General features: G+C 72.9%; 11 protein-coding genes and 1 pseudogene. 8 read left to right on the top strand and 4 right to left on the bottom strand.

Annotated features, from left to right (window positions below; genetic code table 11):
• Nucleotides 1-97 precede the first annotated feature (97 nt).
• Nucleotides 98-1,075, top strand: a complete 978-nt coding sequence (locus ACTT8P_RS36735) for a hypothetical protein (RefSeq protein ID WP_442836137.1) — start codon at nucleotides 98-100, stop codon at nucleotides 1,073-1,075.
• Nucleotides 1,076-1,115: 40 nt separating this feature from the next.
• Here the strand turns inward: ACTT8P_RS36735 and ACTT8P_RS36730 are convergent, their stop codons facing one another.
• Complete coding sequence (locus ACTT8P_RS36730) at nucleotides 1,116-1,442, bottom strand: zinc-binding dehydrogenase (RefSeq protein ID WP_442836138.1); 327 nt, start codon at nucleotides 1,440-1,442, stop codon at nucleotides 1,116-1,118.
• A gap of 58 nt (nucleotides 1,443-1,500) precedes the next feature.
• Between ACTT8P_RS36730 and ACTT8P_RS36725 the strand changes: the two genes are divergently transcribed.
• The 3 genes from ACTT8P_RS36725 (at nucleotide 1,501) to ACTT8P_RS36715 (ending at nucleotide 3,349) form a co-directional block, all read left to right on the top strand.
• Nucleotides 1,501-1,785, top strand: a complete 285-nt coding sequence (locus ACTT8P_RS36725) for a hypothetical protein (protein WP_442836136.1) — start codon at nucleotides 1,501-1,503, stop codon at nucleotides 1,783-1,785.
• 253 nt (nucleotides 1,786-2,038) lie between these two features.
• Entirely contained in the window at nucleotides 2,039-2,566 is a 528-nt protein-coding gene (locus tag ACTT8P_RS36720; protein ID WP_442836135.1) for a hypothetical protein, read from the top strand.
• 102 nt (nucleotides 2,567-2,668) lie between these two features.
• Entirely contained in the window at nucleotides 2,669-3,349 is a 681-nt protein-coding gene (locus tag ACTT8P_RS36715; RefSeq protein ID WP_442836134.1) for a recombinase family protein, read from the top strand.
• A gap of 182 nt (nucleotides 3,350-3,531) precedes the next feature.
• Here the strand turns inward: ACTT8P_RS36715 and ACTT8P_RS36710 are convergent, their stop codons facing one another.
• Nucleotides 3,532-4,845 carry a cation:proton antiporter gene (locus ACTT8P_RS36710; RefSeq protein ID WP_442836133.1) on the bottom strand — a complete coding sequence of 438 codons (1,314 nt, stop codon included), beginning with the start codon at nucleotides 4,843-4,845 and terminating at the stop codon, nucleotides 3,532-3,534.
• Between the two features lie 503 nt (nucleotides 4,846-5,348).
• Between ACTT8P_RS36710 and ACTT8P_RS36705 the strand changes: the two genes are divergently transcribed.
• From ACTT8P_RS36705 to ACTT8P_RS36695, 3 genes are all read left to right on the top strand, one after another.
• Nucleotides 5,349-6,572, top strand: coding sequence for an arginine deiminase (locus ACTT8P_RS36705; RefSeq protein ID WP_442836132.1), 1,224 nt, complete (start codon nucleotides 5,349-5,351; stop codon nucleotides 6,570-6,572).
• Between the two features lie 98 nt (nucleotides 6,573-6,670).
• Entirely contained in the window at nucleotides 6,671-7,678 is a 1,008-nt protein-coding gene (gene argF, locus ACTT8P_RS36700; RefSeq protein ID WP_442836131.1) for an ornithine carbamoyltransferase, read from the top strand.
• A 103-nt stretch (nucleotides 7,679-7,781) separates the two neighbouring features.
• Nucleotides 7,782-9,218: an amino acid permease gene (locus ACTT8P_RS36695; protein ID WP_442836130.1), complete on the top strand. Its 1,437-nt coding sequence runs from the start codon at nucleotides 7,782-7,784 to the stop codon at nucleotides 9,216-9,218.
• Here the strand turns inward: ACTT8P_RS36695 and ACTT8P_RS36690 are convergent.
• A complete protein-coding gene (locus tag ACTT8P_RS36690) occupies nucleotides 9,175-9,630 on the bottom strand; it encodes an ATP-binding protein (protein WP_442836129.1) in 456 nt (151 codons plus the stop codon). The two genes, ACTT8P_RS36695 and ACTT8P_RS36690, sit on opposite strands and share 44 nt — an antisense overlap.
• Nucleotides 9,631-9,965: 335 nt before the next feature.
• On the opposite strand from ACTT8P_RS36690, the pseudogene ACTT8P_RS36685 reads away from it, so the two are divergent.
• Nucleotides 9,966-10,232, top strand: a pseudogene (locus ACTT8P_RS36685) (bifunctional salicylyl-CoA 5-hydroxylase/oxidoreductase); the annotation flags it as partial.
• Nucleotides 10,233-10,241: 9 nt separating this feature from the next.
• On the opposite strand, the gene ACTT8P_RS36680 reads toward ACTT8P_RS36685, so the two are convergent.
• On the bottom strand, nucleotides 10,242-11,115 hold an 874-nt coding region (locus ACTT8P_RS36680; protein WP_442836128.1), incomplete at its 5' end, for an elongation factor 1-alpha C-terminal domain-related protein.

Below are 11,115 nucleotides of genomic sequence, written 5' to 3'. Positions count from 1 at the left end.
GGCCCCCCCCCCCCCCCCCCCGGCTGTGATCCACCTGTGACCGGACGTATGGCTTCCGCCACTGTCCCGGCGGGTGCGGCTCTGGTCGGCTGTCCGCATGCACACAGCCGTCCGCCGCGCCCTGCTCCTCGCCCCGGTGCTCGCCCTCGCCGCCGGCTGCGGAACCGGCGCCGGCCCGCACCCCGCCGACCCGCCGCCCACCGCGTCCGCCCTCGCCACCGGTGACCCGCGCTTCCAGCCGCTGGACGCCTACGAGATGTCCGAGGACGACACCCGTACGGTCACCCGGGCCCGCTGGACCCTCGCCAAGGAGTGCATGCGCGGCCTCGGCTTCACCGAACTGCGCGAACTGTCCCTGGACCCGGTGCCCGCCTGGCCCGAACGGCCCGCGGGCACCGGCGCGGTGACCGCCTTCGCCCACGACTCCGCGGAGCGCTACGGCGTCGAGGACCCCGGGGAGGCGGCCGAGTACGGCTACCAGGGCGCGCGGTACGCCTACGAACGGCACACCGCGCGGCGCGAGTGGACCCTCGACGAGTACCTGGGACTGGCGGGGCCGGACCTGCCCGGCGACGCCAGGAGCGTGCACGGACACCGCATCCCCGAGGACGGCTGTCTGGGCCGGGCCGCGCGCACCCTGTTCGGCACCGACCCCGCCAAGCGCACCGACCCGGTGCTCTCGCTCAAGGCCGACAGCCTCCGGGAGGCCGAACAGGACCCCGCCTGGCGCGCGGCCGACCGGGCCTGGTCGGCGTGCATGCGGGAGGCCGGCCACGACTACGCCACCCCCGGCGACGCCCGGGACGACCCGGACCCCGGCCGCGTTGACCGGGAACTGAGGGACCGGCTGGCCGGACGGCCGGTCCGCGCCGGCGAACCCTCCGCCCGGGAGAAGCAGACGGCCACCGCCGACGCCCGCTGCAAGCGGCGCACCGGGTACCTGCGGGCGGTGCACGCCGTGGACGTACGGGTGCAGCAGCGGCTGGCCGCCGAGCACCGGGAGGAGTTGGCGGAGCGCCGGGACTGGGAGGCGAAGGCGGTCCGCGCCGCCCGCGACCTGCTCGACGGCCACTGAGGCCGCCCGGCCCGGCCCGGCGCGGCCGGACGGGACCGCGTTACCCGTGGCGCCCCATGTCCACCACGTACTTCCCGCGCACCCCGCCCGCCTCGAGGCCGCGGTGCGCCTCGGCGATGTCGGCCATCGGCAGCACGGCGTGGACCACGGGGCGGACGTCTCCCCGCTCGGCGGACCGGGTGAGTTCCGCCAGGCGCTCGGCGGACGGGTTGTTGCTGAAGAGCTTGATCCGCCGGGGTCGCAGAGCGGCCCGCAGCGCCGTGCCGAGCATGGAGGCGACGATCCGGTCCTGGTCGAAGGCGAGCGCGACCAGGCGTCCGCGCCGGTCGAGCCGGGCCGCGTAGCCGCCGAGTTCGGTGCCGACCACTCGCCCCAAAGTTGAAACGGTGGGTGCTGGCACGGTCGTCCGGCGTCCTCGGCGGTGGGTGCCCTGGGCTGTCCTGGGCGTGAACTCGGTGGCGGCCGGCGGGGCGTATGCGGTCCACGAGCTTGGCCCGGTCGCTGGCGGTCTGGTCATCGGCGGTGGGCTCTGGGTGCGTTACCGGGTCGTCCGCTGGACGGCGGGGGAGGTGGCCTACTTTTCCGTCAAGCTGTGCCAGATCAGGGGCGGTTCGCGCCCGGCCGAGCTGGACGAGGCCAGCGCGCTCGGCCTGCCGCTCGGCACCCACATCCCGCGCGACAAGGTCAACGACCCGAGCCGCCGCGAATAACGGCTCGTGACTGTGGCAGCCCGAGTGTGACTGTGACTCTCGCAGCCCAGAGACCCCCCACCGGGTACGTGCCCAGGCACGGGGGTGTGCCGGGGGCGGATTGTGGCAGTCACCATCGGGCTGCCACAGTCACGCGTGGTGACAAAAGACGACCATCACGGGCGGTTATTCATGCTGCCTAAATGAGCCTGGCCACAGCCGTTTCGCCCGGCATTTCCGCCAGGGTTCGGGATCGAGAATTCGGGAGCACGAAATGGCCGCCAACACCACCGCCGCAAAGACCGCCCAGGCCGACGCCGACGAGCTGAAGCCCTGCGAGTGCGCCGCGTACGACGCCCTCCCCGCCGACCTGACCGAGGAGCAGGTGGCCAGCGGCGATTGCGAGGTCTTCAGCACGGGGTGCACCGCGAGCACCGAGCGCCAGTTCGCTCCCGGCCACGATGCCAAGCTGAAGTCGGCGCTGATCCGCTGGGGTGCCCTCGGCCTGGACATCCGGCGCAACGAGGGCGGGGTAGCCACCAGCGCCAGCGCCGACAAGCACGCCAAGTGCTACGCCTTCGCCCGCATGGTCGCGGCCGGGGTGAAGCGCGCCCAGGACAAGGCCGCCGAGAAGGCACACAAGGCCGAGGAGCGCGCAGCCCGCAAGGCCGCCCCGAGCAAGTCCAAGAAGGTCACGGCCAAGGTTGGCCGAGCCACCTTCGAGGGTCGGATGGACGGCGACCACTTCGTCTACGAGGTGAAGGGCAAGGAGCGCCGGACCCTCAAGTTCCAGGCCATTTGACCGACCCGCACCGCCGACTTCACTCGTTAAGACCAACGAGCCCGGCCGGGGATGCCGCCCCGGCCGGGCTAAAGCGCTGAGAGATAAGGACGAACCCAGCACATGACCCAGCAAAGCACAGCCATGGCCACGGGTGTAATCGAGCGGGTGACCGCAGGTGGCCAGCTCCGGGCGGTGGCCTATGCCCGCGTCTCAACCGAGGACCAGGCCAAGGGCTACGGCGTTCAGTACTCAACCAAAAAGATCCTGCGCCACATCGACCGAAAGGGCTGGCGGCATGTCGGCACCTTCTGTGACGAGGGCATCAGCGGCAGCCTTGAGGCGCACCAGCGCGAAGATCTCAACAAGTTGATGGAGCTGGCCAGGGAGAAGCCCAAGCCCTTCGACATCGTGGTCGTCAACGAGGGACGCGCCATCGGGCGCACCGGCCGCGCCTTCTGGCGGTGGGTCTGGGAACTCGAAGACATGGGCATCTTCGTCGGCGTTGTCCAGGACGACTACGACAACACCACGGCCGAGGGTCGCAAGAAGATGCGCCGTGACGCCGACTACGCCGAGACCGAATGGGAGACCATCCGCGAGCGTACCCAAGGCGGGTTGCAGGAGAAGGCCGAGGAGGGCGGCTGGGTCGGTGGCCCCCCGCCGTACGGCTACGAGATCGAGGATCAGGGCAAGAAGGGCTTGTCACGACTCATCCAGTGCGCCGCTGAGGTCAAGGTGTTGCACGAGGCGGTGTTCGGTGTCCTGGCCCTGGAGTCGGAGCCGGTGGACCCGCGGTTGTGAGCTGTCGGCCGGGGGTGGGGCCGGGGGCGGTGTTCGGTGGCTTGGGCCTGGCGTCGGGGCCGGTGGACCCGCGGTTGTGAGCTGCCGGACGGGCCGGGGGCCGGGGGTGGCGTTCGGTGGCTTGGGCCTGGCGTCGGGGGCCGGTGGCCCCGCGGCTGTGAGCTGCCGCACGGTGGCCCGGGTCAGCGCTGGTCGGCGCCCCGGGCCGCCGGTGCCCCGTCCGGGTGCGGCCGGGGTGCCGGCAGGGCGGCGGCGCGGTCCCGGGCCGCCAGCCGTTCGGTCAGCCGCAGCAACGGCTGGGTCAGCAGGGTCGTGGTCAGGGCCATGAAGACCAGGACCGTGTAGAGGGGGCCGCTGAGCAGGCCCGCCTGGCGGCCCGCGTCCAGGGCGATCAGCTCGGTCAGGCCGCGGGCGCTGAGCAGTACCCCCACGGTCCGGGCGTCGTGCCGGTCCAGGCCGCCCAGCCGGGCGGCGACCGCGCCGCCGCCGACCTTCGTGGTCACCGCCAGCACCGTCACCACCAGCAGCGCCACCCAGCCGGTGGCGCCCATGCCGGTCACGGTCACCGACTGCCCGGAGGTCACGAAGAAGAACGGCAGCAGCAGCGAGCCGACGTCGTGCAGCGGACGCAGCAGATCCGGATCGAGGGTGCCGTCCTTCTCGCGCGGCGTCACCACCCCGGCGAGCAGCGCCCCGAAGATCACATGCAGTCCGAGGGAGTGCGTCACCCACGCCGCGGCCAGGGCGAACCCGAGCAGCAGCGCGAGGCGCAGCGAGGGCTCCAGCCGGGTCCGCCACAGCAGCCGCCGCAGTACCGGCCGGGCCGCGAGCCCCATCAGGGCGACGAACCCGACGGCCAGCGCCACCCGCCACGGCCAGCCCAGCCCGCCCGCGCCGCCGCCACCGCGGTCGATCATCGCCCCGGCCAGCACCGTCCAGCCGATCACGTCCAGCACCCCGGCGGCCGAGACCGCCACCACCCCCGGCACCGAACGGGACAGGCCGTTCTCCCGCACGATCGCGGTCAGCACCGGCACCGCCGTGATCGACAGGGCCACCCCGGCGAACACCACGGCGGCGGGCGAGAGGTCCCGCGGCATGCCCAGCTCCCGCAGCGGTTCCCGGAACAGCAGCGCGCAGCCGCTGCCCACCGCCATCGGCACCACGAACGAGACCAGCGCCACCGTCACCGAGGTGCGCGCCCGGTCGCCGAGCATGGACAGGTCCAGTTCGTAGCCCACGCCGAACAGGAAGATCACCAGGGCGAACTGGGCCAGCCCGGTCAGCGCCGGCCCGACGGCGGAGGGGAAGAGCGCCGCGTGCGCGCCGGGGGCGAGGCCGCCCAGCAGCGACGGGCCCAGCGCGATGCCCGCGGCGAGCTGCCCGACGATGTACGGCTGCCGAAGCCGCCGGGCCAGCCAGCCGGCGGCGTGCGCGGCCACCAGAATCAGCGCCGACGCACCCACGAAGTGCGCGATCAGGGCGTCATGGTCCACAGGCGTCTCCCGGTGCTCTGTTCGGTCGGCTCCCAGCCTGTGGGACCCGGGGCGTCGCACCGCAGGTCGTACGCCCCCCGCGCGCCCGAGCGGCGGAAGCACCGCCCGGCGGCCGACGGCGGCCACCGCGCGGGGCGGAGGCGGGCCGGGCCACCGTGCGCCCGAGGGGATCCCCCGCCGGTGAGGGGCGCTCGGCGGGAAGCGCGCCGTCGACGGGAGGTGCCGTACCGGACCCGTGTGCCCCGTCCCCCGGGGGCGACCCGGTGGGCTGTGCCGTGGGCTGTGCCGTGCCGGGCCTCGTGCCGCCGAGGGATTCCGCTGCCCGTGAGACGCGCCCGGTGGGCAGTGCCGCCCGCGGGGTCCCGTCCCCGAGAAGCGCCCCGGCGGCAAGTGCCGTACCGGATCCCGGGCGCGCGCGAAATGACCCCCGCCTCCGGGGCCCGCCCGCCGGGAAAAGCGCCGGGCCCCGGGTGAACCCCCGTCCGAGTGGTCAGGATGGAGGCATGGGATTCCACGTCGACTCCGAGGCCGGGCGGCTCGGCCGCGTCATCCTGCACCGGCCGGATCTGGAGCTGAAACGGCTCACGCCGTCCAACAAGGACGCGCTGCTCTTCGACGACGTGCTCTGGGTGCGCCGGGCGCGCGCCGAGCACGACGGTTTCGCCGACGTACTGCGCGAGCGCGGCGTCGCCGTCCACCTCTTCGGCGACCTGCTCACCGAGACCCTCGACGTGCCGGCCGCCCGGGAACTCGTCCTGGACCGGGTCTTCGACGAGAAGGAGTACGGCGTCCTGGCCACCGACCACCTGCGGGCCGCCGTCGCGTCGCTGCCCGCCCGCGACCTGGCCGAACTGCTGGTCGGCGGCATGACCAAACGCGAGTTCCTGGACGCGCACCCCGAGCCGGTCTCGGTGCGCTTCCACGCCATGGAGCTGGACGACTTCCTGCTCGGCCCGCTGCCCAACCACCTGTTCACCCGGGACACCTCCGCCTGGATCTACGACGGCGTCTCCATCAACGCGATGCGCTGGCCGGCCCGGCAGCGCGAGACCGTCCACTTCGAGGCGATCTACCGGCACCACCCGCTCTTCCGGGACGACCGCTTCCACCTCTGGTCCGAGGGCCAGGCCGACTACCCGTCCACCATCGAGGGCGGCGACGTCCTGGTCATCGGCAACGGCGCGGTCCTCATCGGCATGAGCGAGCGCACCACCCCGCAGGCCGTCGAGATGCTCGCGCACAAGCTGTTCGCGGCCGGCTCGGCCCGCACCATCGTCGCCCTCGACCTGCCGAAGTCCCGCGCCTTCATGCACCTGGACACCGTGATGACCATGGTCGACGGCGACACCTTCACCCAGTACGCCGGGCTCGGCATGCTGCGCTCCTACACCATCGAGCCCGGCACCGGCGACAAGGAACTGAAGGTCACCGACCATCCGCCGGAGCACATGCACCGCGCGATCGCCGCCGCGCTGGGACTCAGCGAGATCCGGGTACTGACCGCGACGCAGGACGTGCACGCCGCCGAACGGGAGCAGTGGGACGACGGCTGCAATGTGCTGGCCGTCGAACCGGGCGTCGTCATCGCCTACGAACGCAACGCCACCACCAACACCCACCTGCGAAAGCAAGGCATCGAGGTGATCGAGATCCCGGGCAGTGAACTGGGCCGGGGCCGGGGCGGCCCGCGCTGCATGAGCTGCCCGGTCCAGCGGGACCCCGTATAAGAATTCAGGATGCCGTATAGTATTCCGTACGTATCTTCGTTGTCCCTGTTCGTATTCCCTGTTCGCATTCCCTGTTCTCGTACCTCTGGAGCGCCCCCATGGCGACTGTCCCGACCGCCCTCGCCGGCCGCCCCTTCCTCAAGGAGCTGGACTTCACCGCCGAGGAGTTCCGCGGCCTGGTCGAGCTGGCCGCCGAGCTGAAGGCGGCCAAGCAGGCCGGGACCGAGACGCGGTACCTCAGCGGCAAGAACATCGCGCTGATCTTCGAGAAGACCTCGACCCGCACCCGCTGCGCCTTCGAGGTCGCCGCCGCCGACCAGGGCGCCTCGACCACGTACCTGGACCCGTCCGGCTCGCAGATCGGCCACAAGGAGTCCGTGAAGGACACCGCCCGGGTGCTCGGCCGGATGTACCACGGGATCGAGTACCGCGGCGACAGCCAGGCCAAGGTCGAGGAGCTGGCCGCCTTCGCCGGCGTGCCCGTCTTCAACGGCCTCACCGACGACTGGCACCCCACCCAGATGCTGGCCGACGTGCTCACCATGACCGAGCACAGCGCGAAGCCGCTGGAGCGGACCGCCTTCGCTTATCTCGGCGACGCCCGCTTCAACATGGGCAACTCCTACCTGATCACCGGCGCCCTGCTCGGCATGGACGTCCGGATCGTCGCCCCGAAGACGTACTGGCCCGCCCAGGACATCGTCGACCGGGCCCAGGAACTGGCCGCGACCAGCGGCGCCCGGATCACCCTGACCGAGACCCTGGCCGAGGGCGTGCGCGGCGCCGACTTCGTCGCCACCGACGTATGGGTCTCGATGGGTGAACCCAAGGAGGTCTGGGCCGAGCGGATCGCCGCCCTCGCCCCCTACGCGGTGACCATGGACGTGCTGCGCGCCACCGGCAATCCGGACGTGAAGTTCCTGCACTGCCTGCCCGCCTTCCACGACCTGGGCACCAAGGTCGGCCAGGACATCTTCGACGCCCATGGACTGGACTCGCTGGAGGTCACCGACGAGGTCTTCGAGTCGGCGCACTCGGTCGTCTTCGACGAGGCCGAGAACCGGCTGCACACCATCAAGGCCGTCCTGGTCGCCACCCTCGCCTGACCCACCCCCGCACTTCCCCGGGCGGCGCCGGGACCACCCCTCCTGACGCCGCCCCGCGCGACCACCGTCGCGCCGCGCACCACCAGAAACGAGCACCACCCGCATGCCCCGCATCAAATCCCCCCACCTGCTGGTGGCCGAATCCGGCGCCGACCGGGCCGGCCACAGCCTCAAGCGCACGATGGGGCTGTTCCAGCTCGTCTGCTTCGGCGTCGGCGCGATCGTCGGCACCGGCATCTTCGTCGGCCTGTCCGACTCGGTCGCCGAGGCCGGCCCGGCCGTCGTCGTCTCCTTCGTGCTCGCCGCGATCACCTGCGTGCTCACCGCGTTCGCCTTCGCCGAACTGGGCGGCGCGATCCCGGTCTCCGGCTCCTCGTACTCCTTCGCCTACGCCGGCCTCGGCGAGACCACCGCCTTCCTGGTCGGCTGGTGCCTGCTCCTGGAGTACGGCGTCTCGGTCTCCGCCGTCGCGGTCGGCTGGAGCCAGTACGTCAACGAACTCCTGGACGGCGTCCTCGGCCTCCAGCTCCCCGACGCCCTGTCGGCCGGGCCCGGCGACGGCGGCGTGATCAACCTCCCGGCGGTCGTCGTCATCGCCCTGGCCTGCGTCCTCCTCGTCCGCGGCGTACGCGAGAGCGCCCGCGCCACCGCCGCGATGGCGGTACTGAAGCTCACCGTGCTGGTCGCCTTCTGCGCCATCGGCTACACGGCGTTCAAGGACGGCAACCTCACCCCGTTCTCCCCGGCCGGCCTCGGCGGCATCGGCGCCGGCACCACGGCCGCGTTCTTCTCGTACATCGGCTTCGACGCGATCACCACCGCCGGTGAGGAGGCCAAGCACCCGCGCCGGGACATCCCGGTCGCCATCCTGGTCTGCATCGGCCTGGTCACGCTGCTGTACTGCGCGGTCGCCCTCGCGGCCATCGGCGCCATCGGCGGCGACGCGGTCGGCGACCGCCCCGCCGCCCTGTCCTACGTCGTCGACCAGGTCACCGGCTCCTCGGTGGGCGGCACGATCGTCGCCTTCGGCGCGGTGGTCGCCATCGCCTCCGTCGTCCTCGCCGTGATGTACGGCCAGACCCGCATCCTGATGTCGATGTCCCGCGACGGACTGATCCCGCGCGTCTTCGAGAAGGTCTCCCCGCGCACCGCCACCCCGGTGGCCGGCACCTGGATCGTCGGCCTGGTCTTCGCCCTCCCGGCCGCCTTCGCCTCACTGGACTCGGTGGTCAACCTCTGCACCATCGGCACCCTGGCCACCATGGCCGTGGTCAACGTCGCGGTGCTCGCCCTGCGCCGCCGCGAACCGGGCCTGGCCCGCACCTTCCGGGTCCCGCTCCACCCGGTCACCCCGCTGCTGGGCATCGCCTTCTGCCTCTACCTGATCTACGAGACGGGCGCCGCGACCTGGCTCCAGTTCGCCGTGTTCCTGGTGGCGGGCCTGCTGGTCTACTACGGCTACGGGCGCCGCAACTCCCGGCTCGGCCGCGCCGCGCTCACGCCGTCGGACGCCGCTGAGCGGGCACCGCGGGAAGCCTGAACCAGACCGCCTTGCCGGAGTCGGTGGGGCGGTGTCCGCACGACGAGCTGAGGGCGCGGATCAGCAGCAGGCCGCGCCCGCCCTCCTGCAACGGGTCGGGCACGGGCAGCGACGGCACGGTGAGGTCGGCGGGCGGCGCCGGGTCCGGGTCGTGCACCTCGACCTGGCAGCCGGTCGGCAGCAGCTCCACCACCAGCTCGATCGGCGTCTCGCCGGTGGTGTGCTCCACCGCGTTGGCGACCAGCTCGGCGGTCAGCAGTTCCGCGGTGTCGCAGTCGGCGGCGTGCTCCAGCTCGGCCAGCGCGGTCCGCACCAGGGCACGGGCGACCGGCACGGCCGCGGCGGTGTGCGGCAGCGCGATGCGCCAGAAGGCGGGGGCTGGAGTGGGATCGTGCACGGCGGTTCCGTTCATGGAGCAGGCGGTCCTGTCCTGCTTTCAACTTTATGAATGGTACGGCGCCGCCGGACAGAGTCCTTCGACGGGCACCGGACGGGACCTTCGGCGCACCACCCCGCGACGACCTCAGGCCGCCCTCGTGACGACAGTCACACTCCCTTCACCGGCTCCGCCGCCCGCACCCCCGCCTGGCGGCACCCGCGCGTCGAGCACACCACCGGCGTCGCCACCGTCACCCTGGCCCGACCCGGACCGAGACGGTCTGGTCAGCTCCGGGGGCCGTGTCACCCCGGGCTGTACGGGCCTGTCCACCCCGCGGCAGGCGCGGGCGTGGCGGCGGATCACCGACCGCGCACGGCGCCGAGGCGATCGACGTGTCCACCGGGCAGGTCACCGCCGGCGAACGCCCGGAGCCTGGTCCTGGCCGGACGCGCGGACCTGTGCGCCCTGGCCCGCCCGCACCTGTACGACCCTGTACGTACGACCCGCACTGGACGCTCGACGCGGCGGCCGAGCAGGGCCATGACGGTCCGGGCGCCGTCCGGGCGGGCAGCGGGCGCCCGCCCACCGGTCGGCCGGCCGGACGCCCGCGGCCCCGGCTCACCCCGGGCCGCTGAGGCCCCGCCTCACGCCGGTGCGCCGAGCGCCACCATCCCGGCGGTGAGCGTCGCCCCGTCGGCCGGGTCGATCAGCAGGAAGGCACCAGTGCGCCGGGAGACCGCGTAGTCGTCCAGCGGCAGCGGCTCGGCGGTGCGCAGCACGATCCGGCCCAGGTCGTTGGCGGCCAGGGTCTCGGCGCCCGCGAGATCCTTGACGATCGCCTTCACCGTGCGGGTGGCGTGCCGCAGCAGCACCCGGTCCCCGACCCGCAGCGGACGGTCCGCGAGGTGGCAGACGGCGGCCCGCACGTCCTGGGTGAGCGTCGGCGCGTCCACCCCCGCGGTGATCATGTCGCCGCGGGAGACGTCCCGCTGGTCGGCGAGGCGCAGGCTGACCGACTGCGGGGCGTACGCCGCCGCGGCCGGCGTGCCGAGCACGTCGATGCCGGTGATCCGCGAGTACTCGCCGGACGGGTGCACCGTCACGTGGTCGCCCACCCGCAGCGCGCCCGACACCAGCTGGCCCGCGTAGTGCCGCTGCTCGCCGTGCCGGATCACGTACTGCACGGGGAACCGGGCCGGCGCGGCCACCGGCCCCACGGCCACCGGCACCGTCTCCAGGAACTCCAGCAGCGCCGGGCCCCGGTACCAGTCCATGTGCGCCGAGCGCTCGACCACGTTGTCCCCGGCCAGCGCGGAGACCGGGATCGGCGTGAACGACGGCAGCCCCAGCTCGGCGGCCAGCCCGGCGAACTCCTCGCCGATGTACTCGAAGACCTTCTCCTCGTACCCGACCAGGTCCATCTTGTTGACGGCGAGGACCACGTGCGGGACGCGCAGCAGGGCGGCGATGGCGGCGTGCCGCCGGGTCTGCTCGACGACGCCGTTGCGGGCGTCGACG

The organism is Streptomyces sp. JW3 (assembly GCF_052216785.1).
Taxonomy (GTDB): domain Bacteria; phylum Actinomycetota; class Actinomycetes; order Streptomycetales; family Streptomycetaceae; genus Streptomyces.
The sequence above is the reverse complement of the archived record's forward strand: the minus strand, read 5'-3'. Positions and strand labels throughout refer to the sequence as shown.

Coding starts and splice junctions, on each gene's coding strand:
- ACTT8P_RS36705 (WP_442836132.1), top strand. CDS start 5,349: ATGGGATTCCACGTCGACTCCGAGGCCGGGCGGCTCGGCCGCGTCATC.
- ACTT8P_RS36690 (WP_442836129.1), bottom strand. CDS start 9,630: ATGAACGGAACCGCCGTGCACGATCCCACTCCAGCCCCCGCCTTCTGG.
- ACTT8P_RS36695 (WP_442836130.1), top strand. CDS start 7,782: ATGCCCCGCATCAAATCCCCCCACCTGCTGGTGGCCGAATCCGGCGCC.
- ACTT8P_RS36735 (WP_442836137.1), top strand. CDS start 98: ATGCACACAGCCGTCCGCCGCGCCCTGCTCCTCGCCCCGGTGCTCGCC.
- argF (WP_442836131.1), top strand. CDS start 6,671: ATGGCGACTGTCCCGACCGCCCTCGCCGGCCGCCCCTTCCTCAAGGAG.
- ACTT8P_RS36720 (WP_442836135.1), top strand. CDS start 2,039: ATGGCCGCCAACACCACCGCCGCAAAGACCGCCCAGGCCGACGCCGAC.
- ACTT8P_RS36715 (WP_442836134.1), top strand. CDS start 2,669: ATGACCCAGCAAAGCACAGCCATGGCCACGGGTGTAATCGAGCGGGTG.